The sequence below is a fragment of the Microbacterium sp. genome, assembly GCF_047605725.1.
Taxonomy (GTDB): Bacteria; Actinomycetota; Actinomycetes; order Actinomycetales; family Microbacteriaceae; genus Microbacterium.
Window position 1 is genome coordinate 15,715 of the sequence record NZ_JASGFE010000004.1, and the last position, 23,443, is coordinate 39,157.

At 71.2% G+C, this 23,443-nt stretch carries 21 protein-coding genes; 11 read left to right on the forward strand and 10 right to left on the reverse strand.

The window, feature by feature from the left end:
* Positions 1-26: 26 nt before the first annotated feature.
* The gene (locus QM641_RS01640; RefSeq protein ID WP_415112804.1) at positions 27-503 is read right to left on the reverse strand and encodes a DUF3093 family protein; all 477 of its coding nucleotides are present in this window, start codon (positions 501-503) and stop codon (positions 27-29) included.
* A gap of 12 nt (positions 504-515) precedes the next feature.
* Between QM641_RS01640 and dut the strand changes: the two genes are divergently transcribed.
* The 5 genes from dut (at position 516) to dxs (ending at position 7,339) form a co-directional block, all read left to right on the forward strand.
* Positions 516-968, forward strand: a complete 453-nt coding sequence (gene dut / locus QM641_RS01645) for a dUTP diphosphatase (protein ID WP_415112806.1) — start codon at positions 516-518, stop codon at positions 966-968.
* On the forward strand, positions 965-1,549 hold the full coding sequence (locus QM641_RS01650; protein WP_415112808.1) for a DUF3710 domain-containing protein: 585 nt from the start codon (positions 965-967) through the stop codon (positions 1,547-1,549). The genes dut and QM641_RS01650 overlap by 4 nt, the downstream gene beginning before the upstream one ends.
* The gene (locus QM641_RS01655) at positions 1,546-2,304 is read left to right on the forward strand and encodes a DUF3159 domain-containing protein (RefSeq protein ID WP_415112810.1); all 759 of its coding nucleotides are present in this window, start codon (positions 1,546-1,548) and stop codon (positions 2,302-2,304) included. The genes QM641_RS01650 and QM641_RS01655 overlap by 4 nt, the downstream gene beginning before the upstream one ends.
* A 134-nt stretch (positions 2,305-2,438) precedes the next feature.
* Positions 2,439-5,273: an aconitate hydratase gene (locus tag QM641_RS01660; protein ID WP_415112812.1), complete on the forward strand. Its 2,835-nt coding sequence runs from the start codon at positions 2,439-2,441 to the stop codon at positions 5,271-5,273.
* Positions 5,274-5,362: 89 nt separating this feature from the next.
* The gene (dxs, locus tag QM641_RS01665) at positions 5,363-7,339 is read left to right on the forward strand and encodes a 1-deoxy-D-xylulose-5-phosphate synthase (protein WP_415112814.1); all 1,977 of its coding nucleotides are present in this window, start codon (positions 5,363-5,365) and stop codon (positions 7,337-7,339) included.
* A gap of 261 nt (positions 7,340-7,600) precedes the next feature.
* Here dxs and QM641_RS01670 read toward each other — a convergent pair whose 3' ends face one another.
* The 6 genes from QM641_RS01670 to QM641_RS01695 form a co-directional block, all read right to left on the reverse strand.
* The gene (locus QM641_RS01670; protein ID WP_415112816.1) at positions 7,601-8,119 is read right to left on the reverse strand and encodes a hypothetical protein; all 519 of its coding nucleotides are present in this window, start codon (positions 8,117-8,119) and stop codon (positions 7,601-7,603) included.
* Entirely contained in the window at positions 8,116-8,793 is a 678-nt protein-coding gene (locus tag QM641_RS01675; protein WP_415112818.1) for a TetR family transcriptional regulator, read from the reverse strand. The genes QM641_RS01670 and QM641_RS01675 overlap by 4 nt, the downstream gene beginning before the upstream one ends.
* Positions 8,794-8,886: 93 nt before the next feature.
* Positions 8,887-11,028: a 3-hydroxyacyl-CoA dehydrogenase NAD-binding domain-containing protein gene (locus QM641_RS01680; RefSeq protein ID WP_415112820.1), complete on the reverse strand. Its 2,142-nt coding sequence runs from the start codon at positions 11,026-11,028 to the stop codon at positions 8,887-8,889.
* Between the two features lies 1 nt (position 11,029).
* A complete protein-coding gene (locus QM641_RS01685) occupies positions 11,030-12,238 on the reverse strand; it encodes a thiolase family protein (RefSeq protein WP_415112822.1) in 1,209 nt (402 codons plus the stop codon).
* 71 nt (positions 12,239-12,309) lie between these two features.
* Positions 12,310-13,506, reverse strand: a complete 1,197-nt coding sequence (locus tag QM641_RS01690) for a ribonuclease D (RefSeq protein ID WP_415112824.1) — start codon at positions 13,504-13,506, stop codon at positions 12,310-12,312.
* On the reverse strand, positions 13,499-14,023 hold the full coding sequence (locus QM641_RS01695) for a DUF3000 domain-containing protein (protein ID WP_415112917.1): 525 nt from the start codon (positions 14,021-14,023) through the stop codon (positions 13,499-13,501). The genes QM641_RS01690 and QM641_RS01695 overlap by 8 nt, the downstream gene beginning before the upstream one ends.
* Positions 14,024-14,102: 79 nt before the next feature.
* On the opposite strand from QM641_RS01695, the gene QM641_RS01700 reads away from it, so the two are divergent.
* The 4 genes from QM641_RS01700 (at position 14,103) to QM641_RS01715 (ending at position 18,244) form a co-directional block, all read left to right on the forward strand.
* Positions 14,103-15,335 carry an alpha/beta hydrolase family protein gene (locus QM641_RS01700; protein WP_415112826.1) on the forward strand — a complete coding sequence of 411 codons (1,233 nt, stop codon included), beginning with the start codon at positions 14,103-14,105 and terminating at the stop codon, positions 15,333-15,335.
* 47 nt (positions 15,336-15,382) lie between these two features.
* A complete protein-coding gene (zapE, locus tag QM641_RS01705; RefSeq protein ID WP_415112919.1) occupies positions 15,383-16,336 on the forward strand; it encodes a cell division protein ZapE in 954 nt (317 codons plus the stop codon).
* Between the two features lie 183 nt (positions 16,337-16,519).
* Positions 16,520-17,755 (forward strand): ammonium transporter, encoded by a 1,236-nt coding sequence (locus QM641_RS01710; protein WP_415112828.1) that lies wholly within the window; start codon positions 16,520-16,522, stop codon positions 17,753-17,755.
* Positions 17,756-17,824: 69 nt separating this feature from the next.
* Complete coding sequence (locus tag QM641_RS01715; RefSeq protein ID WP_415112830.1) at positions 17,825-18,244, forward strand: type II toxin-antitoxin system PemK/MazF family toxin; 420 nt, start codon at positions 17,825-17,827, stop codon at positions 18,242-18,244.
* Positions 18,245-18,249: 5 nt separating this feature from the next.
* Here QM641_RS01715 and mmuM read toward each other — a convergent pair whose 3' ends face one another.
* Positions 18,250-19,143, reverse strand: coding sequence for a homocysteine S-methyltransferase (gene mmuM, locus QM641_RS01720; RefSeq protein ID WP_415112832.1), 894 nt, complete (start codon positions 19,141-19,143; stop codon positions 18,250-18,252).
* Positions 19,144-19,191: 48 nt separating this feature from the next.
* Positions 19,192-20,133 carry a zinc-binding dehydrogenase gene (locus QM641_RS01725; protein WP_415112834.1) on the reverse strand — a complete coding sequence of 314 codons (942 nt, stop codon included), beginning with the start codon at positions 20,131-20,133 and terminating at the stop codon, positions 19,192-19,194.
* Between the two features lie 65 nt (positions 20,134-20,198).
* On the opposite strand from QM641_RS01725, the gene QM641_RS01730 reads away from it, so the two are divergent.
* Positions 20,199-20,843 (forward strand): TetR/AcrR family transcriptional regulator C-terminal domain-containing protein, encoded by a 645-nt coding sequence (locus QM641_RS01730; RefSeq protein WP_415112836.1) that lies wholly within the window; start codon positions 20,199-20,201, stop codon positions 20,841-20,843.
* A 19-nt stretch (positions 20,844-20,862) separates the two neighbouring features.
* Here QM641_RS01730 and QM641_RS01735 read toward each other — a convergent pair whose 3' ends face one another.
* On the reverse strand, positions 20,863-22,287 hold the full coding sequence (locus tag QM641_RS01735) for an FAD-binding oxidoreductase (protein WP_415112844.1): 1,425 nt from the start codon (positions 22,285-22,287) through the stop codon (positions 20,863-20,865).
* A 145-nt stretch (positions 22,288-22,432) separates the two neighbouring features.
* Between QM641_RS01735 and QM641_RS01740 the strand changes: the two genes are divergently transcribed.
* Positions 22,433-23,401 carry a cupin domain-containing protein gene (locus tag QM641_RS01740; RefSeq protein ID WP_415112846.1) on the forward strand — a complete coding sequence of 323 codons (969 nt, stop codon included), beginning with the start codon at positions 22,433-22,435 and terminating at the stop codon, positions 23,399-23,401.
* The last annotated feature ends 42 nt before the right edge of the window (positions 23,402-23,443 follow it).

Here is a 23,443-nt window from a genome sequence, read left to right on the forward strand (position 1 = left end):
GATCCGCGCCGGTCGTGCGCCGGCGCTCAGCTCGTCGAGCGCGCCCGGCGCAGCGCCGCAGCCACGCGGTCGGGCGTCCTGGAGGAGAACACCCACATCGTGACCGGGTCGTCGGCATCCTGGACCGGCACGCGCACGATGCCGTCGATTCCGCCGCGGATCAGATGCCAGCTGTAGCGGCCCAGGCCCGGTCCGCGCGCGAGCCGGGCCTCCTGGCCGACGAGGGCCTCGGCGTCGCCGAGATAACGCAGCTCGATCCGGGCGCGGCCCACGCGCAGCCAGTCGTCGGCGATCTCGACCACCGGGGAGAGCGACATGAGCGCGGCCACGACGGCCGCCCCGGTGGCCGCACCGGCGATCAGTGCCACGGTGGAGTCGAACGGAGTGAAGACGAGTGCGACCATCGGCGCGCACACCGCGGCGCTCACCAGCAGCCACAGCGACGGGCTCAGGCGCTCTCGATAGACCGCTGAACCGCTGGTGCTGGCGATGTGCGCGTGCATTACCCTCGTGGAGTGACCGAATCCGTGGACGTTCCCATTATCGCGCCCGCGATCCCCGGCTACGCCCATCCGGGTGACGCGGGGGCGGATCTCGTGGCGACCGAGTCGCTGCGATTGGAGCCGGGACGGCGGGCGCTGGTGGGCACCGGTGTGCGCATCGCCCTCCCCGAGGGCTACGCGGCCTTCGTGGTGCCGCGCAGCGGCCTGGCCGCCCGCCACGGCATCACCGTCGTGAACGCGCCCGGCACGGTCGACGCGGGCTACCGCGGCGAGATCAAGGTCACGCTCCTGAACACCGATCCGGATGCCGCATACGACGTCGTGGCGGGGGACCGCATCGCGCAGCTGATCGTCATGCCCGTCGTGCGAGCGCGCTTCGTCCCCGTCGCCGAGCTGCCCGACAGCGTGCGCGGCGAGGGCGGCTTCGGCTCGACCGGCTACCAGCAGACAGGGAGTCCCTCATGAACGACGCGAACACCGAGAAGGCGGGCCCGGCCGATCGCGCCGCCAACGGCCCGTTCGACGAGACCGAGGCCAACGCGGTCCGTCCCTACATCGACCTCGGCGGCATCAAGGTGCTGCCGCGCGACGGACTGAACCTGCGGCTGGAGGTCGAGGAGCAGACCAAGCGCATCGTCGCGGTCGGTCTCGACTTCGCCGGCTCCACGCTGCAGGTGCAGCCCTTTGCGGCGCCCCGCTCCAGCGGACTGTGGCACGAGACGCGCGAGCAGCTGCAGCAGCAGGTGCTGCAGCAGGGCGGCCGGGTCTCCGAGCGGGAGGGCGCGCTCGGCCTCGAACTGCGCGCGGAGATCCCGGTGGCCGGTCCCGACGGCGCCGCCGGCGTTCGCCTGGCCCGGTTCGTGGGCGTGGACGGGCCGCGCTGGTTCCTGCGCGGCGTGATCAGCGGCGCCGCGGTGGACGACGAGGACGCTGCTGCCCAGATCGAGGAGCTGTTCCGCTCGATCGTGGTCGTGCGCGGAGGCGCGCCGATGCCGCCGCGCGACCTCATCCCCCTCACGATGCCGGCGACCCCCGGCGCCGCGTGAGCATCCCTCCGCAGCCCCCGGAGCCGTCGGACAGGCCTTCCGAGGAGCCACCGCCTCCGAGCGCCTCGGAGCTGGTGGGCCAGGCGCTCGGAGGCGCCGCACGTCGCGCGGGCATCGACCCGGCCGAGAGCACCACCACCGGCCACGTCGTGTGGGCCGCGATGGGCGGCTGGCGCGGCATCCTGGAAGCCGTCCTGCCGAGCCTGGCGTTCCTGCTCCTGTTCATGTCCACCGGCGACCTCGTGCTTTCGCTGCTGGTCTCGGTGGGCGCTGCGGCCGTGTTCACCGTGGTCCGAATGCTGCAGCGCTCGCCGGTCGGCTCGGCGCTCGGCGGCCTCGTGGCCACGGCAGCGGCCGCGGGTCTGGCCCTGTGGACCGGTCGCGGCGAGGACAACTTCGTCCCCGGCCTGATCACGAACGCGGTCTACGGCACGGCCTTTCTCGTCTCGGCCCTGGTCGGGTGGTCGCTGATCGGCCTCGCCGCGGGCTTTCTCCTGAACGAGGGCACGTCATGGCGGACGGATGCGCGCAAGCGCCGCGTGTACTTCTGGCTGGCGATCGCGTGGGCCGCGTTGTTCTACACGCGCCTCGGCGTGCAATTGCCGCTGTATCTCGCCGGCGACGTCATCACTCTCGGCACCCTCAAGCTGGTCATGGGGCTGCCGCTGTTCGCGCCGCTGCTGGCGGTCACGTGGCTCGCGGTGCGATCGCTCCACCCGCCTCGTCGTCCCGCTGAGCAGGGACGCCCGGAGTGATAGATTTATCTTGACATCAAGATAAATATCGCATCCCCGCGGTAAGGGCCGCCTCACTAGCCGTGCGCGCCGGAGGCGGGGAAGATGGGACCCACAGGCCCGGGGCCTGTACCCGCCGACGAAGGAGACCAGACGTGTCCACTGTTGACAGCTTCGGAGCAAAGAGCACCCTGACGGTCGGCGGCACCGACTACGAGATCTTCCGGCTCGACGCGGTCGAGGGCTACCGCAAGCTTCCCTTCAGCCTCAAGGTGCTGCTGGAGAACCTGCTGCGCACCGAGGACGGCGCCAACGTCACCAAGGCGCAGATCCAGGCGCTCGGATCGTGGGACCCCGATGCCGAGCCGGACACCGAGATCCAGTTCACCCCGGCCCGCGTCGTGATGCAGGACTTCACCGGCGTCCCCTGCATCGTCGACCTCGCGACGATGCGTGAGGCGGTGACGGCCCTCGGCGGCGACCCGAGTCGGATCAACCCGCTCTCACCGGCCGAGATGGTCATCGACCACTCCGTCATCGCCGATCTGTTCGGCACGCCCAACGCGCTCGAGCGCAACGTGGAGATCGAGTACGAGCGCAACGGCGAGCGCTACCAGTTCCTGCGCTGGGGCCAGACCGCCTTCGACGACTTCAAGGTCGTCCCGCCGGGTACCGGCATCGTGCACCAGGTCAACATCGAGCACCTCGCCAAGGTCGTCTACGACCGGGCCAACGCGGGCGTGCTGCAGGCCTATCCCGACACCTGCGTCGGCACCGACTCGCACACGACGATGGTCAACGGCCTCGGCGTGCTCGGCTGGGGCGTCGGCGGCATCGAGGCCGAGGCGGCCATGCTCGGCCAGCCCGTCTCGATGCTCATCCCGCGGGTCGTCGGCTTCAAGCTGACCGGCTCCATCCCGGCGGGCGTCACCGCGACCGACGTCGTGCTCACGATCACCGACATGCTCCGCAAGCACGGCGTGGTGGGCAAGTTCGTCGAGTTCTACGGCGCCGGGGTCGCCTCGGTGCCGCTGGCCAACCGCGCCACGATCGGCAACATGAGCCCGGAGTTCGGCTCCACGGCGGCGATGTTCCCGATCGACGAGGTCACGATCGAGTACCTGCGCCTCACCGGCCGAGACGACCAGACGCTCGCCCTCGTCGAGGCGTACGCGAAGGAGCAGTCGCTCTGGCACGACCCCGCCCACGAGCCGGTCTACAGCGAGTACATGGAGCTCGACCTCGGCACCGTGGTGCCCTCGATCGCCGGGCCCAAGCGTCCGCAGGACCGCATCCTGCTCTCCGAGGCCAAGGCGCAGTTCGGCAGGGACATCCTGAACTATGCGACAGCCTCGACGACCCAGGACATCGTCGATCTGGAGGGCAAGCACTCCTTCCCGGCATCCGATCCCGGTCAGGTCCCCGGCGAGGAGGAGCCGACGACGCGGCCCGTGCACATCAACAGCGGCAGCCGCGCCGCGTGGTCGACACCGGTGCCGGTGACCACGCCCGACGGCCAGGAGTACACGCTCGACAATGGCGCGGTGACGCTGGCCGCGATCACCTCGTGCACGAACACGTCGAACCCGTCGGTCATGATCGCCGCGGGCCTGCTCGCCAAGAAGGCGCTCGATCGGGGGCTCAAGCGCAAGCCCTGGGTCAAGACGACGCTCGGCCCGGGATCGAAGGTCGTCACCGACTACTACGAGAAGTCGGGCCTCGACAAGGCGCTGGAGGGCGTCGGCTTCTTCACGGTCGGCTACGGCTGCACGATCTGCATCGGCAACTCCGGCCCGCTCATCGACGAGGTCTCGACGGCCATCAACGAGAACGACCTGGCCGTCACGGCGGTGCTCTCCGGCAACCGCAACTTCGAGGGCCGGATCAGCCCCGACGTGAAGATGAACTACCTCGCCTCGCCGCCGCTGGTGGTGGCCTACGCGCTCGCAGGCTCCATGAACTTCGACTTCGAGACCGATCCGCTCGGCAAGGACGCCTCCGGCGAGGACGTGTTCCTCAAGGACATCTGGCCCGCCCCCGACGAGGTGCAGGAGATCATCGACGCGTCGATCTCGCGCGAGCAGTTCATCAAGCAGTACGCCACCGTCTTCGACGGCGACGACCGCTGGCGCAACCTCCCCACGCCCACCGGCCCGATCTTCGAGTGGAACGACGAGTCGACGTACGTGCGCAAGGCGCCGTACTTCGACGGCATGACGATGGAGCTCACCCCGGTGAGCGACATCCACGGCGCCCGGGTCATGGCGACCCTCGGCGACTCCGTCACGACCGACCACATCAGCCCGGCGGGCAACATCAAGGCCGGCACGCCCGCCGCGCAGTACCTCACCGAACACGGCGTGGCGCAGAAGGACTTCAACTCCTACGGTTCTCGTCGCGGCAACCACGAGGTGATGATCCGCGGCACGTTCGCGAACATCCGCCTGAAGAACCTCCTGGTGAGCGCCGTCAACGACGGCGCGATCGTCGAGGGCGGCTACACGCGCGACTTCACCCGACCGGGCGGACCGCAGGCGTACATCTACGACGCGTGCCAGAACTACCAGGCACAGGGCACGCCGCTCGTCGTCTTCGGCGGCAAGGAGTACGGTTCGGGCTCGTCGCGCGACTGGGCGGCGAAGGGCACGAGCCTGCTGGGCGTGAAGGCCGTCATCACCGAGAGCTTCGAGCGCATCCACCGCTCCAACCTCATCGGCATGGGCGTCGTGCCGCTGCAGTTCCCGGCAGGTCAGAGCTGGCAGTCGTTGGGGCTGGACGGCACCGAGGTCGTCTCGATCACCGGGCTCGAGCAGCTCAACGACGGTGTCACGCCGAAGACCGTGCACGTCACCGCGGCTCCCAGCGAGTTCTCCGCGCCCGGCAAGGAGACCGTCGAGTTCGATGCGGTCGTGCGCATCGACACCCCCGGTGAGGCCGACTACTACCGCAACGGCGGCATCCTCCAGTACGTGCTGCGCTCGCTCGTCTGAGGCGGCGTCGGTGTCGGCCGGTCCCGCGCCGCGGTCCTCCTGGACCGCCGGACTAGACTGGCCCCGCACCGTCGCGCGAAGGGAGTCCGATGCCGCTGCTGCCTGAGATCGCCGGGCCCCGTGACCTCGACGACCTGACGATCGATCAGCTGCGCGAGCTTGCTCAGGAGATCCGCGACTTCCTGGTGCAGAACGTGGCCAGAAGCGGCGGCCACCTCGGCCCGAATTTGGGCGTGGTCGAGCTCACCCTTGCGATCCACCGCGTCTTCGATTCGCCGAACGACCCCATCGTCTTCGATACGGGTCACCAGTCCTACGTCCACAAGATGCTCACCGGCCGGCAGGACTTCTCCGGCCTGCGGGCGCGCGGCGGGCTCGCAGGCTACCCGCAGCGGGGCGAGAGCGTGCACGACGTCGTGGAGTCCTCGCACGCGTCCAGCTCCCTGAGCTGGGCCGACGGCATCTCGCGTGCGCTCATCCGCACCGGCCGCCACGACCGGCATGTCGTCGCCGTCGTGGGTGACGGCGCGCTGACCGGCGGCATGACGTGGGAGGCGCTCAACAACATCTCCGACGACAACGACCGCAACCTCGTGATCGTCGTCAACGACAACGGCCGCTCGTACGCGCCGACGATCGGCGGCATGGCCCGCTACCTCAACCGGGTGCGCACGGCGGACTCGTACCGCTCGCTCCGCCGCGGCTCCGACGAGCTGTTCGGCCGCCTCGGCGCCCCCGGACGCGCGGTCTACCGCGGCGTCCGTGGCGGCACGCACGGGTTCCTGTCCCGCTTCACCAACAATGCCGCGCTGTACTCGAACCTCGACATCAAGTACCTCGGTCCGGTCGACGGGCACGACCTGTCGGTGCTCCTGGAGACGCTGGAGCTCGCGAAGGAGTACGGCGCGCCCGTCATCGTGCACGCGATCACCGAGAAAGGCCGGGGCTACGACCCGGCCCGCAACGACGAGGCCGACCAGTTCCACGCGGTCGGCCGGATCGACCCGATCACCGGTGCGCCGCTGGGCGGGGAATCGGCCGAGGCGTGGACCGACGTGTTCGCGCGGGAGCTCGTCCGCGCGGGCGAGGCCCGCGAGGACGTCATCGCGGTGACCGCGGCTATGCTGCGCCCCACCGGTCTGCAGCCGTTCGCGGAGCGCTTCCCCGATCGCGTGTACGACGTCGGCATCGCGGAGCAGCACGCCGTGGCATCCGCCGCCGGCATGGCCTTCGGCGGACTGCATCCGGTCGTCGCGATCTACGCGACGTTCATGAACCGTGCCTTCGATCAGGTGCTCATGGACGTCGCCCTGCACCGGGCCGGCGTCACGTTCGTGCTCGACCGCGCCGGAGTCACCGGCCCGGACGGGCCGAGCCACCACGGCGTGTGGGACCTCGCAATGCTGCAGCTGGTGCCGAACATCCGCATCGCCGTGCCGCGGGATGCCGCGCGCCTGCGCGAGGAGTTCGCCGAGGCGCTGGAGGTCGGCGACGCCCCCACCGTGGTGCGCTTCCCGAGGGGCGCGGTGGGCGCAGACCTCCCCGCGGTCGAGCGGCTGGCCGACGGCGTGGACGTCCTCGCTCGCGGCGAGTCGGAGGATGTGCTGCTGATCGGCATCGGCCCGATGGCCGCCGTCGCGGTCGAGGTGGGCGATCGCCTGCGCGCGCAGGGGATCGGCTCGACCGTCGTCGACCCGCGGTGGGTCGTGCCGGTGCAGCCGTCGATCGTGGAGCTCGCGGCATCCCACCGCCTCGTCATCACGATCGAGGACGGCATCCGCGTCGGCGGCATCGGCACGCGGGTGCGTCAGGTGCTCCGTGAGGCCGGCGTCGACACGGCCGTCGACGAGCTGGGGCTGCCGGACGCGTTCATCGACCACGGCAGCCGCGAGCAGATCCTGGCGGATGCCGGGCTCACGGCATCCCGCATCGCCCACGACGTCGTGGCCCAGGTGCTCGGCACCAGGGTGCCGGTCGCGAAGCCCGAGGCCGACGCCGGTGCGATCTGGGCCGCCGATGCGGCCCCGCTGGGCGAGCGCGGCGCCACCGGCCGCGCCGACGGCTGACCGGAGGGTGCGCGCGGCGGGCGCGTGTAAGCCCGGCCCGGGAGCGCAAACCTGGCCCATAGTGCCGCTTCTGCCGCGTGCCGCGACCATATGCGCCAGGTGAGCCGCGGTTCCCGGTGCTGAACCTGGCGCGTTGTGTCGCAGGCGTCGCGAGCGGCGACCATATGCGCCAAGTGAGCCGCCCGGCCGAACTCAAACCTGGTGCGTTGTGTCGCCTCCGTGGCCCGCCGCGACCATTCGTGACAGGTGAAGCGCGGAGCTTCAGGATGTCGCGCGCAGCGCCCAGCGGGCGGTGCGCGATGCACGCCACCAGCCGAAGACGGCGGATACCGCGGCGAGCGCCGTCGCCAGGAACGGCAGCGGGGTTTCCCAGCTCGAGGAGGCGTCGAAGACGAGCGCATTCACGCCGACGACGGCGAGGCCTGCGACGACGCCCAGCGCCGCGTACGCCATTACGTGGACGCGGATGCGCCGCTCGTGCGCGAGGGCCCGGGCGATGAGCCATGCGAACGGCATCGCCACGACCATCGCTACCACTGCTACGCCGCCGCCGAGCGCGATGCCGATGATGAGGCTGACCGGGATCATCGCGAGATTCAAGAGGCTCGTGTCCGGATCCATGATCGCCGCGACGATGAAGCTCCCGAGAAGCAGAGCCTCAACCAGCGTGACGAACGTCAGCCAGGAGACGGAGCCGCCGTGGACGACATCGGCCCACGTGGCCGCCATCGGCTTGCCCGCGGTGGGGGCGGATGCCGGGATCACCGATCCCGCGCTCACGATCGCACCTCGGCGACGAGGTCCAGGAACTCGCGCAGCGGGCGGCGGACGAGCGGCATCCGAGTGAGTGGCAGGGCGGTGCGGAGGAGCCCCAGGCCGCGGTCGAGGACGCTCCGAGTGCGGCGCTGCCCGGGCGAGGAGTCGTAGACCCAGAACAGGGCGAGGAGCAGGTGCCCCAGCACCAGCGCGCGGGGGAGCGAATGGGCGAGGTCGGCGGGGAGGCGATGATCCGCGCCGTCGACCGCCTCGCGGAACAGCTCCTCGACGATGCGGAGGGCGGGCGCCGATTCCTCCGACAGCGGGTTCAGTGGCGAGCGGGGCGACACCGCCGCGGAGAGGAACTCGGCGGCGTGCGCGTGGAAGGGCGAGAGCTGGTCGAGCCCGGTGCGGTAGACGACCCCGAGCCGCGCGACCAGGTCGGTCTCGGCCGCGAGCGCGGGGACGGCTGCAGCGCGATGCGCCTCCTGCACGTCGAGATAGAGCTCCTGCACGAGGTGGTTCTTGGAGGGGAAGTGGTAGTGGGTCGTGCCGACCGACACCCCCGCCTCCTGCGCGATCCGTCGGATCGTGGTGGCGTCGTAGCCGTGCTCGCGGAACGAGCGCAGCGCGATGCTGCGCAGCAGCGCCCTGGTCCGCTCGCTCTTGGTCTCCGGCATACGTTCATAACTGAACATGTTCAGAATCTAGCACGACGTCGCCCGTCAACCCCGCCGGGTGGGAGGGAGCGAGGGGCTGGATGCCGGGGGCCGAGCGCTGCGCGGGCGGGGTCAGGCCCCGATGCCGCGGATCGGCGGGTGGTGGAACGTGTCGCCGAACACGCGCTCGGACGCGCCCTCGCGGTCGAGGTAGGGCGAGGCGCCGCCGTCGATGAACGGCCAGCCCGCGCCGAGGATGAGGCACAGGTCGATGTCCTCCACCTCGGGCACGACGCCCTCGTCGAGCATGAGCCTGATCTCCTGGGCGAGCCCGTCCTGGACGCGGCGCAGGATCTCGTCGTCGGCGACGGGCGCATCGCCGACGGCGCCCTTCAGCACCTTCTCCGCCGCCTTGGTAAACCCGGTCACGCGGCCCGTCTTGTCCTTCTCTACGACGGCCGGAAGCTCCGCCAGCTCGTGGAGGTTCGCGTTCGCGTAGAACCGGTCGGGGAACGCACCCGCCATGGTGTCCTGCACGTGCGCGGCGACCTTCCAGCCGACGAGGTCGATGAGCTGGAACGGCCCCATCGGCAGCCCGAGCGGCGCGAACGCCCGCTCGACGTCGGCGACGGGCGTGCCCTCGTACACGGCGCGCGCCGCCTCGCCCATGACCTTGGCGAGCAGGCGGTTGACCACGAAGCCCGGTGCATCCGCGGTGAGTACGGCGTTCTTGCCGAGGCCGCGCGCGACGACGAACGCGGTCGACAGCGCGGCATCCGTCGCCACCGGGGTCTTCACGATCTCGACGAGCGGCATGACCGCCACGGGATTGAAGAAGTGGAAGCCGACGAGGCGCTCGGGGTGGGCGAGCTTCGCCCCGATCTCCTCCACCGACAGCGACGACGTGTTGGTCGCGAGGATCGCATCGGGGGCCACGAGCTGCTCGATCTCGGCGAATACGGCCTGCTTGACGCCGACCTCCTCGAAGACCGCCTCGATGACGAAGTCGCAGTCCGCGTAGAGGCTCTTGTCGGTCGTGCCGGTCACCAGCGCGCGCAGCTTGTTGGCGGTGTCGCCGTCCAGACGCCCCTTGGCCTCGAGCGTGGCGATCTCGTCGCGGATGTACGCGAGTCCCTTGTCGACGCGCGCCTGGTCGAGGTCGGTGATGAGCACCGGCACCTGGAGCTTGCGCAGGAACAGCAGTGCGAACTGGCTCGCCATGAGCCCCGCGCCGATGACGCCCACCTTCGTGACGGGCCGGGCGAGCGCTTTGTCGGGGGCGCCGACCGGTCGCTTGGCGCGCTTCTGCACGAGATCGAACGCGTACATGGATGCCGCGAACTGGTCTCCCACGACGAGGTCGGCCAGCGCCTCGTCCTCGCGCGCGAAGCCCTCGGACTTGGTGCCCGTGCGCGCCCTGTCGAGGAGGTCGAGCGCGACATACGGCGAACGCGGCACGGTGCCGATCTTCGACTCGAGCATGCTGCGGGCCATCCTGATCGCGATGGGCCACTTCGTGAGCCGTTCCAGCTTGCCCGGCGCATGCTTGCGGTCGACCTTGACGGTGCCGGTGAGCACGCCGTCGGCCCAGCGCAGCGAGTCCTCCAGGAAGGCGGATGCCGGGAAGATCGCGTCCACGATGCCGAGGTCGAACGCCTGCTGGGGCTTTAGCATCCGGTTCTGCTTCAGCGGGTTCGAGATCACGACCTCCAGCGCCTTCTCGATGCCGATGAGGTTCGGGAGCAGGTACGCCCCGCCCCAGCCGGGGATGATCCCGAGGAAGACCTCGGGCAGGGCGAGGGCGGCCGCCGAAGCGTCCACCGTGCGGTAGGTGGAGTTCAGTGCGATCTCCAGGCCACCGCCGAGGGCGAGGCCGTTCACGAAGGCGAACGAGGGGACGCCGAGCTCGGACAGCGCACCGAGCACGCGGTGCCCGAGCCGGCCGAGGAGTCGCGCATCGTCGCGAGAGCGCACCTTCGTGATGTCGCTCAGGTCGGCCCCGGCGGCGAGGATGTACCGCTTGCCGGTGATGCCGACGGCGTGGATCTCTCCGGCTGCGACACGCGCCCGCAGCTCGTCGAGCCGGTCGCGCAGCTCGAACAGCGTCGCGGGACCGAGCGTGTTGGGCCGGGTGTGGTCCCGTCCGTTGTCGAGGGTGACGAGCGCGAGCACGCGCCCCGAGGGGAGGCGCACATCGCGCACGCGGGAGTGCGTGACGACCTCGCCCTCGGCGATCGCGGCGAGGGGGGAGAAGTCGATGTCGTCGTGCGCCATGTCACTTCCTCCGCTTTCCGGTGTAGTGCGGGTTCTCCCAGATCATCGAGCCGCCCTGGCCGAGCCCGACGCACATCGCCGTCAGTCCGTAGCGCACCTCGGGGTGCTCGACGAACTGCGCGGCCAGCTGGATCATGAGGCGTACCCCGGATGCCGCGAGCGGGTGGCCGAGCGCGATCGCTCCGCCCCACGGATTGACGCGGGGATCGTCATCGGCGATGCCGTAGTGGTCGAGGAACGACAGCACCTGCACCGCGAAGGCCTCGTTGAGCTCGAACAGCCCGATGTCGCCGATGGTCAGTCCCGCCTTGGCGAGCGCTTTCTCGGTCGACGGGATCGGGCCGATCCCCATCACCTCGGGCTGCACGCCGGCGAACGCGTACGAGACGAGGCGCATCTTGGGCGCAAGGCCGAGCTCCTTGACGGCCTGGGCTCCGGCGAGGAGGCTCACGGTCGCCCCGTCGGTCAGCGGCGACGAGGTGCCCGCGGTCACGCGGCCGTGCGGACGGAACGGCGTCTTCAACTGCGCGAGGCCCTCCATCGTGGTCTCCGGGCGGCGGCCCTCGTCCTCGGTGGCGAGCCCCCACGCCCCGTCGGCGTCGGTGATCGCCACCGGCACCAGGTCGGGCTGGAAGCGGCCCTCGCGGTAGGCGGCCTCGGCCTTGTGCTGGCTCCGCATGCCGAAACGGTCCGCGCGCTCGCGGGTCAGCTGCGGGAACCGGTCGTGCAGCCGCTCGGCGGTCACGCCCATGTTCAGCGCGTCGGCGCTGACGAGCCGCTCGGTGAGGAAGCGCGGGTTGGGGTCGGCGCCGCTTCCGCCGAGCGGGTGGCGTCCCATGTGCTCGACGCCCCCGGCGAGGGCGAGGTCGTACATGCCGAAGCCGATCGAGCCCGCCATCGTGGCGACACTGGTCATCGCCCCTGCGCACATCCGATCGATCGCGAAGCCGGGCACCGACCGGGGGAGTCCGGCGAGGATCGCCGCGGTGCGGCCGAGGGTGAGGCCCTGGTCGCCCTGCTGCGTCGTCGCGGCGATCGCGACGTCGTCGATGCGGTCGGCGGGCACCGCGCGGTTGCGCTCCATCACGCCGAGGATCGCCTTTACGACCAGGTCGTCCGCGCGCGTGCGCCAGTACATGCCCTTCTCGCCGGCGCGCCCGAACGGGGTGCGCATGCCGTCGACGAAGAAGACGTCCGAGATCTCGGCCACACTGCCTCCTGGGTTGGGGATGCCTCCAGCCTAGGTCGGCGCCGAAGGCCCCGAAATCGGTTGGGTCGAACCTACGAAGGGCCTTCCGGGCCCTCGGAATCGGCTTGTGCGGATGAGACAAAGGCATCGGCGATCAGTTGTGCGGTCTGTGCGATCTGCCAGGGCCGCGCGCCGTGGCCCGCGAGCGCCTCGCCGACGGATGCCGCATCCACGACCGCCGGAGGAGACCAGGCGACCCGGCGCAGCGTGTCGGGCGTGAGCAGGTTCTCCAGGGGCATGCGCAGGTCCTCCGCGCGCTGCTCGATGAGGGGTTTGGCGGCCTTGAGTCTCGCGTCGGCCTCGGGGTTGCGGTCGGCCCACGCCCGCGGGGGCGGCAGGCTGTCCCCGCGCACGCGCTCGGCGGGCAGGGCGGGGTCTGCCCGCCCCGCCTCGATCGCCGCCCACCACCGCTCGAGCTGGCTGCGGCTGGCGCGGCCGGTGAACTCCTTGACCGAGGCCAGCTCGTGCTTCGACGCCGGATCGGCGCGCACGGCCGCGACCAGGGCGCGATCGGGCACGAGGCGCCCCGGCGCCACGTCCTGCGCCCGGGCGTACTCCTCGCGCGCCGTCCACAGCGCACGGGCCACGGCGAGCGCGCGCCGCCCGCGCACGGTGTGCAGGCCGCTGAGGCGGCGCCAGGGCTCCTGAAGCGGAGGCTTGACCGGGCGCTGCAGGACCGCGCGGAACTCCTCTGCGGCGAGCTCGAGCTTGTCCTGCTCGATCAGTTCCGCCTCGAGCACGTCGCGCACGTCGACCAGATGCAGCACGTCCAGGGCCGCGTACTCCAGCCACGCGTGCGGCAGGGGTCTGGTCGACCAGTCCGCGGCCGAGTGCGCCTTCGCGAGCGGGATGCCGAGGGTGTCCTCCACGACCGCGCCCAGGCCCACGCGGGCGTGGCCCAGCAGCCGCGAGGCGAGCTCGGTGTCGAACAGCGTGCGCGGCTCGAGACCCGCCTCGCGCAGCGACGGCAGATCCTGGCTGGCGGCATGCAGCACCCACTCGACGTCGCCGATCGCGTCCTGGAGCGGTGCGAAGGACGGGATCGCGACGGGATCGAACAGGAACACCCCGGCATCCCGCCGGAAGACCTGGATGAGGTAGGCCCGCTGCGAGTAGCGGAACCCGGAGGCGCGCTCGACATCGACGGCGGCCGGCCCGGTGCCGCCGGCGAGGCGCGCGACCGCGTCGCCGAACGCCTCAGGATCGGTGATCGTGTCGTACTCAGCCACGGGCCATCCTGTGCGCTCCGAAGACCGCGATGCCCTCCGAGCCCGGGGGAAGGCCGGCGAGCATGCACACGAGCTCGGCCCAGGCCTGCACGTGCGCGGTCAGCTCGCCCTCCGGCGACCACGACGCGCGCAGCTCGATCTGCGCGCCGTCGGGCTCGTCGGCCAGAGACCCGAAGCCCTTCGAGAGGGTCTTGGTCGCGGTGCCCGAGACGGAGTGGAAGCGCGCGCCGCGCGCCTCGAGCGCGTCGACGAGCCATGACCAGGCGACCCCGGCCAGCAGCGGATCGGTGCCGATCTCGGGCTCCAGCGGGGCCTGGGCGAAGCAGACGATGCGCCACGCGCCGTTCCACGGGTCGGGCTCGTCGTCGTCGTGCAGCAGGATCAGCCGCCCGGTGCCGTACTCGGAGTCGACGCCATCGACCGCGGGCCGCACATCGCCGGCCAGGGCGAACGCGTCGGGGGCGAGGCTCCCCGGCGCGGGGATCTCGCGGACGGTGAGGTCGGGGCGGAAGGTCATCGCCCGCAGCGACTCGGCGACGGCGGGAAAGGCCGGCTGGCAGGGGGCGTCCACGGCGACAGACTAGAGTGAGCGCACGATGAAGGCATCCAGGCGCGCCGTGCCCTCGGCGCCATCTCGCACCATGGTCGTGGTGCTGCGTTCCCTCATCGTCGCGCTGGCCTCGGCGCTCACCGGGGTGCTCGGACTCCTCGGCGTCGTGTCGCTGTCGATGGCCAGGCGCGTGGTCACTCCGGGCGACCGCGTGCCGGACACCGCGGTCGTGGGCATCGACACGTCGGCCCAGACGATCACGCTCCGCCGCACCGACGACACGGTCCTGCCCGGGCGGTACGGGCTGTTCACGGCCGGCGACGCCGGTTACGTCAAGCTCGGCACCGTGTTGTCGACCAACGGCGACACGGTGACTCGAAAACTCCTCACCCACGTCGCGCGCGGGGCGCGCATCGCCCCCGACGCGGCCTTCAGCGGCTGGTACTACGACGTCCCCGAGCAGCTGCACCTTCCTTTCACGACCGAGGTCGTCGGCGGGCCTGTCGGCCCCTGCCCGGCCTGGGTCTTCCCCGCCGCCGAGCCCACCGACACGTGGGTGATCCAGGTGCACGGGCGTGGTGCCACGCGCGCGGAGTGCCTGCGCGCGGTGCCGGTCTTCCACGCCGCCGGTCTCACCACGCTCGTGGTGTCCTACCGCAACGACGGCGAGGCGGTGCGCACACCCGCCGGCACGTACGGACTGGGCGCGACCGAGTGGCGGGACGTGGATGCCGCGCTCGGAGAGGCACGCCGCCGCGGCGCGCGGCGGATCGTGGTCATGGGCTGGTCGATGGGCGGCGCGATCGCGCTGCAGCTGTCGCTGAACTCCGCCCATCGAGACCTCATCGCCGGTCTCGTGCTCGACTCCCCGGTTGCCGACTGGCGGGTCGTGCTCGGCCACCAGGCGCAGCTGAACCGGCTCCCGCGTCCCGTCGCCACGCTCGCGATGCGCGCCCTGCAGCGCGAGTGGACGGGGCCTGCGGCCGGGGTGGACGTGCCGATCCCGTTCGACCGGCTCGACATGGTCGCCCGGGCGGCCGAGCTGCGGCATCCGATCCTCATCCTGCACAGCGACGACGACGGGTATGTCCCCTCGGATGCCTCGCACCAGCTGTTCGCGGCCCGGCCCGACCTCGTCGAGCTGGAGGTGTTCCGCGTGGCGCGGCATACGAAGCTGTGGAACTACGACCAGGACCGGTGGAGCGGGGCGATCTGCGCATGGCTGGACCGCCACGGTCTGAGCCCCGCGGCGGCCCAGCGGGGGGAGGCGGCCTCGTGAGCATCGTGCACCTGTGCGACCGGAACCCGCAGGTCTCCGGGGCCGACATGGTCGCAGCGCTCGTGCCGCCGCCCCAGTTCGACCACGCGACCTTCGAGACCTATCGGGCCGACCCGCGGTACCCGTCGCAGCAGGAGGCCAAGGACCTGCTCGTCGCCTTCGTCGGGGGAGGAGCGCCCGCGCCGCGCGGAGGGCTGTTCCGGCGTGCGAAGCGCGGACCCGACCTGCCGCCTGGCGTCTACCTCGACGGCGGGTTCGGGGTCGGCAAGACCCACCTGCTGGCGGCGATCTACCACGCGATGCCGGCGCGGCGGAAGTACTTCGGCTCGTTCATCGAGTACACGGCCCTGGTCGGCGCGCTCGGCTACCGCAACACCGTCGCGCTGTTCCAGGGGTCGCAGCTGTTGTGCATCGACGAGTTCGAGCTCGACGATCCGGGGGACACGATGGTCATGACGCGGCTCCTGGGCGAGCTCGTCTCCTCCGGCACGCGCCTGGCGGCCACCTCCAACACACCGCCCAACGCGCTCGGGGAGGGCCGGTTCGCGGCGCAGGACTTCCTGCGCGAGATCCACGCGATGTCCGCGAGCTTCCGCACCATCCGCATCGACGGCACCGACTATCGCCAGCGGGCGATCGACGGGCACGCCGTCGTGGTCGCCGACGACGAGTACGCGCGTGCGGTTGCGGGCGCGGCGGTGGCGTCGGACGACGTGTTCTCCGCCCTGATCGGCCATCTCGCGGCCGTCCACCCCTCGCGCTACCTGCGGCTCCTCGACCAGGTGGCGCTCATCGGCCTGCGCGAGGTCGTCCCCCTGGTCGACCAGTCGGCCGCGCTGCGCTTCGTGGCGTTCGTCGACCGCGCCTACGACGCGCAGATCCCGATGCGGGCCACCGGCATCCCGCTCGATCAGGTGTTCGGAGACGACATGCTCGCCGGCGGCTACCGCAAGAAGTACCTGCGCGCGATCTCGCGACTGGTCGCACTGACCCACGCCTGAGGTCCTCCGGCGCGGTCCCGAAACGGGACGTTAACGCCGGCCGCCGCCTCGTAACCGCCGCGAAACACAACGAACACCCAGCTCGAAACGGTGGGAACTCAGACTGTTCCCGACCGGCCCGTCGCAGACCCGAACTCGGCGTGCCGGTGCGTGCCAGTCTCGGACAGCAAAGGAACCAGCCCCATGGACAGCGGAAATCTTGCGTGGTCTGTCACAGCGACAGCCCTCGTTCTCTTCATGACGCCCGGTGTGGCGTTCTTCTACGGCGGCCTCGTCAAGGCCAAGAGCGTCGTCAGCATGATGATGATGAGCTTCGGCGCGATGGGGCTCGTCGGGGTCCTGTGGATCCTCTTCGGTGCCAACATGTCGGCCATCGACGAGACGTCCTCGTGGACGTTCACGTTCTCAGGCAACCCGTTCTCCGACTTCGGCCTCGGTGGCGCCGACAGCGATGCTCTCGTGGGCGCGACCTTCGGGGCGACCTTCGCCATCATCACCGTCGCGCTGATCTCCGGCGCCATCGCCGACCGCGCCAAGTTCGGCTCGTGGATGCTGTTCGCGGGCATCTGGTCGACGATCGTCTACTTCCCGGTCGCGGCGTGGGTGTGGGGGGCCGGTGGCTGGATCTACAACCTCGGCACCGCCTTCGGCCTCGACTACAGCGTCATCGACTACGCCGGCGGCACCGCGGTGCACATCAACGCGGGCGCCGCGGCCCTGGCCCTCGCCCTGGTGCTGGGCAAGCGGGTCGGCTTCCAGAAGGGCATCAACAAGCCGCACAACGTGCCGCTGGTGATGCTGGGAGCGGCGATCCTGTGGTTCGGCTGGTTCGGCTTCAACGCGGGTGCGGAGGGCACCTTCGGGCTGCTCGGCACGGAGGACCAGAGCGTCGGCCTCATCGTCGTGAACACGCTGGGCGCGACCGCCGCAGCGATCCTCGGCTGGATCGTGGTCGAGAAGCTCAAGGACGGCAAGGCCACCTCGGTGGGCGCCGCATCCGGCGCCGTCGCGGGCCTGGTCGCGATCACGCCTTCGTGCGCCAACCTCACGCCGGGCTGGGCGCTGCTGCTCGGGGTCATCGCCGGGGCCGTCTGCGCCCTCGCGATCGAGCTGAAGTGGCGACTGGGCTATGACGACGCACTCGACGTGGTCGGCATCCACATGGTCGGCGGCATCATCGGAACCCTGTACCTCGGCTTCTTCGCCACCGGCACGGGCCTGTTCGTGGGCGGGGATGCCATGCAGCTGGTCATGCAGGCCATCGCCGCGGTCGCGGTGCTGCTGTACTCCTTCGTCGTGGCCTACGTCATCGGCATCGCGATCGAGAAGACGATCGGATTCCGCGTGCGCAACGAGGACGAGATCGCCGGCATCGACACCGTCGTGCACGGCGAGGAGGGCTACGCGCTCGTCGACTGATCCGTACGGATCGAAGGGGGCACCGCCTGCGGGCGGTGCCCCCTTCGTCGTCCTCGCTATCGTGGACGGGTGACCACTTCTTCGACGATCGAGGTCGCCCCGCCGCGACGCGACGGACTCCGCATCACCTACGCGCCCGCGCTGCAGGACGGCGACCCGGATGCCGGCGAGATCGTCTGGACGTGGGTGCCCTACGACGAGAACGACGGGCGGGGCAAGGATCGCCCGGTGCTCGTGATCGGCCGCCAGGACGCCGAGCGGGTCTTCGCGGTACGGCTGACCAGCAAGGCGCACGATCGCGATCGCGACTTCCTGTCCATCGGCACGGGGCCCTGGGACGGGCAGGGCCGGCCGTCCTGGGTCGACATCGAGCAGCTCTACAGCGTGCACGCGGACGGCATGCGGCGAGAGGCCTGCGCGCTGGACCGGGAGAGGTTCGCCCGTGTGGCGGCGGCACTGCACGAGCGTTACGGCTGGAGCATCGGCTGACCCGATCAGCTCGCCGCGTCGGCCAGCTCGGCCGCCATCGCGCAGACGTGCGCGGGCGTCACGCGGCAGCATCCGCCGACGGCCCTGACGCCGGCGGCGACCCAGTCCCGGGTGCTGCCGGTAACACCCGGTTCCCCGCTCCAGCGGCGGCTCGCGGCATCCCACAGCTCGCCGCTGTTGGGGTAGAAGACGACCGGACGGCGCCCGCCGACGGCGGCGGTCACCGCGCTCGCCTCGGCGGGATCGCAGCAGTTCGCCCCGAGCGCGATGACGTTCGGCGCCTCGGCGGCGATCGCGAACGCCTCGGCCGCCGCCTCAGCCCGGCGCGTGCGTCCGGCCACCGTGGTCAGCGACAGCCAGGCGGGAACGCCGAGGGCCGCCAGTTCGAGGGTGAGCGCCTCGACCTCGGCCAGCGACGGGATCGTCTCGCAGGCCAGCACGTCGGCGCCCGCCTCGGCGAGCACCTCCAGACGCGGACGGTGCCATGCCCGCAGCGCGGCCACGCTCAGGCCGTCGTCGCCGCGGTACTCGGAGCCGTCGGCCAGGCTCGCCCCGTACGGACCCACCGAGGCGGCCACCCAGCGGGGTCCCGCGAACCCCTCGGACGCCTCGCGGGCCAGCCGGACGCTGCGGCGCAGGGCCTCTCGCGCCTCGGTGGCGGTGTGTCCGGATGCCTCGAAGCCCGACTCGCTGACCTGGTAGGAGGCCGTGGTGGCCACCTCCGCGCCGACGGCGAAGAAGTCGGCGTGCGCGGCGCGCACCTCGTCGGGGTCATCGAGGAGGAGCCGCGCCGACCAGAGCCGGTCGCTGAGGTCATGGCCGCGGCTCTCCAGGCGCGTGGCGAGCCCGCCGTCCAGGAGCACCACGCGCTCGGCCAGCGTCGATGCCAACGACTCCATCCGGCCACCGTAGTGCACGCCGCTTCGATGCAGCGCACCCCGCGGCGCTCAGGGGACGACGACCGCGCGAGTATGGCCGCTGTGGGCCCACGCATCGGCGATGCGCTCCAGAGGGTAGGCGGTGTAGGGGATGTCGACGGTGCCGTCGGCGATGAACGCGATGAGCTGCGGCAGCCGGGCGAGGAGCTGCTCGGTCGAGGCCGATCCCGAGCCGCTGCCGCTGATCGTGATGCGCCGGCTGCGCAGCAGGCTCGCGGGCATCGCGGCATCCTGCCCCGCGAGACTGCCGATCTGCACGTACGAGATGTCGGCGTCGTCCTCGTCGAGACCCCGGCGGCCGAGCGCGGCGAAGGCGGCTTCGGCGACCGGGCCCCAGACGTAGTCGAGCACGAGGGAGGGTGCATCAGCGCGCACGGCCTCGGTCAACGGCTCCGGGGAGCCGGCGAGGGAGACCGCCTCGGCTCCCCGATCGCGCAGGGCATCCAGGGCTCCGGGATCGCGGCCGGCGGCGATCACCCGCGTGGCGCCGAGCGCCCGCGCGAGCTGCACGGCGGCACGGCCGGCCATCCCGGTGGCGCCGAGGACGAGGACGGTGCCGAGCGCACCGCGCTGCTGGAGGTGCCGGGTCAGCGGCAGGAACCCGGACATGCCGGGATTCATCCCCGCCGCGACCGCCAGGGGATCGGCGCCGGCCGGCAGCGGGATGCCGAGCGGCGTCGCCAGGCGCTCGGCCATCGTGCCCCACGGCGGTCGGGCGAATCCGGTGTACACCAGCACGCCGTCGCTGCGGCGGGCCACGGCATCCACACCCGGCACGAGCGGATAGCGGCCGGTGCTGCCGTAGTGATGACCGGTCGCGATGGAGCGCACGACCCGGTGCAGCCCGGCGGCGACCAGAGACAGTGTCTCCTGGCCGGGGAGCGCTTCGGGCTCGGGGAATTCGGTGCAGACGGGCACCGTGTCCGGTGCGGTGAGGACAGCGGCACGCATGAGCTCTCCTTAACTAAGTTCAGTAGCTCTCGTCAGCATGCCTTAACATTGTTAAGCTGTCAAGCATGGCGAAAGGGATCACCCGCGAGCGGATCATCGAGGCTGCGCTGGAGGTGCTCGACGAGGGCGGGGCGGATGCCGTGACCGTGCGGGCGGTCGCCCAGCGGCTCGGCGTGCAGGCGCCGGCGCTGTACTGGCACGTGCGCGGCAAGCAGGAGCTGCTCGACGAGATGGGGACCGAGATCCAGCGCCGGGTGCAGCGGCGCCTCGATGCGGAGCTCTCGGAGCTGCCTGAGGACTGGCGCGACGGCATGCTCCACTACGCACGCCTTCTCCGTCGCGAGTACCTGCTCCACCGCGATGGGGCCCGCACCTTCAGCGGCACGCGCCTGACCGATCCCGGTGTGCTGCGCGCGCAGGAGCCGTGGCTGGCGCGCTGGACGATCGGCGACGTGACGGTCGCGGACCTCGTGGCCGCCGCCGAGCTGGTCACCGCGTTCGTCGTGGGCTTCGTCATCGAGGAGCAGGAACGGGCGCAGTCGGCTGTCACCGACCCGTCCCGCTACGCGGTCGCGGAGCGGGATGCCGCGATCGGCGAGGATGCGCCGCTCGCCCGCGCGGCGGGGCACGAGCGCGGGGAGGACGACGTCAGGTTCGAACGGCAGCTCGGCATCGTGGCCGCCGGTCTCACCGTGGTGTTCGGCTCGTGATCGAGGGGTCGCACGGCGCTCAGCGGTGCGGCTCGGCGGGCGGGATGTTCTGGTTGAGCCGGAACAGGTTGTCCGGGTCGTAGCGGCGCTTGATGCCGGCGAGCCGCTCGTAGTTGCCGCGGTACGCGGCGCGCACCCGGTCATTGCCCTCGTCCATCATCATGTTCACGTATCCGCCGCCCACAGACGTGGGGTGAAGCTCGTCCCAGTAGGCACGTGCCCACTCCGTCATGCGCGGCAGGTTCGCAGGATCGGGGTCGATGGCACCGATCACGCCGCTCCAGCCGCCGCCGCGGAAGGAGAACGCTGTGGCGTCCTCCGGCACGCGCTCGGCCGCGCCGCTGATCGGGTAGAGGTGCATCGTCGACAGCGGCGTCGGGATGCTCTGGCCGTACCGCAGGTGCACGGCGATCGCCTCATCGGTGATCTCCTCGTAGACATCCGCCTTCCAGTACCACTGCAGCCCGGCCGGAAGCAGCCCGTCGAATGCGGTCTGCAGCACCGGGTACGGCATCGGCGCCAGCCCCGCCAGCACGGGCCGGCCGAACTCGCGGATCGGCGCCAGCACGCGCTCGGCGTCGGCGGCCGGCCCCGAGTAGCACCACACGATGCCGCACACTCTGCGCGCCCACAGCTCCTCGGGGAAGGGGGCGGCCGAGGGCACCTCGAGCACTCCGATCCAGCCGTTGAGCTCGTCCGGCAGCGTGGGCAGCACCTCGCGGTACCAGCGGAACACCTCCTCCCCGTCGGCCAGGTCGTACAGCATCGGTCCGCCGACGATCGTGCCGTGCTCGCCGACCGGGTGGCAGCGGAAGACGAAGGAGGTCACCACGCCGAAGTTGCCCCCGCCGCCGCGCAGGGCCCAGAACAGGTCCGGATGGCTGTCCGCGCTCGCTGTGACGAAGCTGCCGTCGGCGAGTACGACGTCGGCGGAGATCAGGTTGTCCACCGTCATGCCGTAGTGCCTGGTGAGATAGCCCGAGCCGCCGCCGAGCGCGAGCCCGGCGACGCCCGTCGTGGAGACGAACCCCGACGGGGTCGCAAGACCGAAGGCGCCGGTGGCGTGGTCGACATCCCCCCAGGTGCAGCCGGCGTCGACGCGCACCGTGCGCGCGACGGGGTCCACGGTGGTCGACCGCAGGCCGGCGAAGTCGATCACCAGCGCGTCGTCCCACACTCCGAACCCGGCGCCGTGGTGTCCTCCGCCGCGCACCGCCAGAGTCACCCCGCGGTCGCGGGCCGCGTTCACGCACGCGATGACGTCCGCCACGTCGGCGACCCGCACGGCGGCGAGCGGATGCCGGTCGATGGCGCCGTTGTAGACGCGCCTGGCCTGCTCGTACTCCGCGTCGGCTCGTCCGATGATCCGGCCGCGGACGCTCTCGGACAACGTGTCTGTGAGCGCGGCGGCAGCGTCCTGGTCCGCTTCGGTGTCGATGGCCATGGTTGCCCTCCTTCAGAGGCGGTGGAAAGATGACCCTCAAGACGCTAGAGAGCCGGCGGGGGCTGCGGAACAACCGGGCGACCGGAACATTTGACCAATCGTCTGAGGCGCGTGTGACCGTCGGCAGGACGCTCGGAGGTGCAGCGTGGACGTCCTCTCCGACGTGCTGCTGGCCGTGCGGCTGAGCGGCGCCGTCTTCTTCGACATCGATGCCGGCTCGCCGTTCGTGACCGAGAGCCCACCTCCCGAGGCGATAGCGGGCCGTGTGCGGGCCGACTCCGAGCACCTCATCGCCTTCCATGTCGTGCTGGAGGGCGCCTGCTGGGCCTTCCCCGCCGAGGAGCAGGGTCCGACGGTGCGGGTGAGCGGCGGGGAGATCGTCATCTATCCCGCCGGCGACGCCAACGTGCTGTCGTCGGCGCCGGGCATGCGGGCTCGTGCGAACCCCGCCCTCTACTACCATCCGCCCGATCGCGCGCTGCCGTTCCCGGTGGCGCTGAATCGCGAGAGCGGAGCGGAGCGGTGCCGGCTCGTCTGCGGCTTCTTCGGGTGCGACACTCGCCCGTTCAATCCGCTGCTGGACTCGCTGCCCCGGATCGTGCACGTTCCGGTCTCCGAGCAGAGCTGGCGCTGGATGAGCGAGCTGCTCGACACGGCGGTCAAAGCTCGCGACACTCCGAACGCGGGCCAGGAGGCGATGCTCACCAAGCTGTCGGAGCTGATGTTCCTCGAGGCGCTGCGCGCCCACATCGCGTCGTTGCCGTCCGACTCGCGCACCTGGGTGTCGGGCCTGCGCGATCCGCAGGTGGGCGCGGCCCTGCGCCTGATCCACGGTCGGTACGGCGATCCGTGGACTCTCGAGCGACTGGCGCACGAGACCGCGATGTCGCGATCGTCCTTCGCGGAGCGCTTCACGGAGTTCGTCGGCATGTCGCCGATGGCGTATCTCGCACGCTGGCGCATCCAGGTCGCGGCGCGCCTCCTGCGCACCACGTCGATGAGCGTGGCCCAGGTCGCCGAGCAGATCGGCTATCAGTCGGACTCCGCACTGAGCCGCGCGTTCAAGCGGAGCGTTGGCCAGACGCCATCCGCGTGGCGGCAGCACGCGCGCTGACGGGCGCGAAAGCGTCCGAGGGATCGGGTCGGGAGTCGGTTC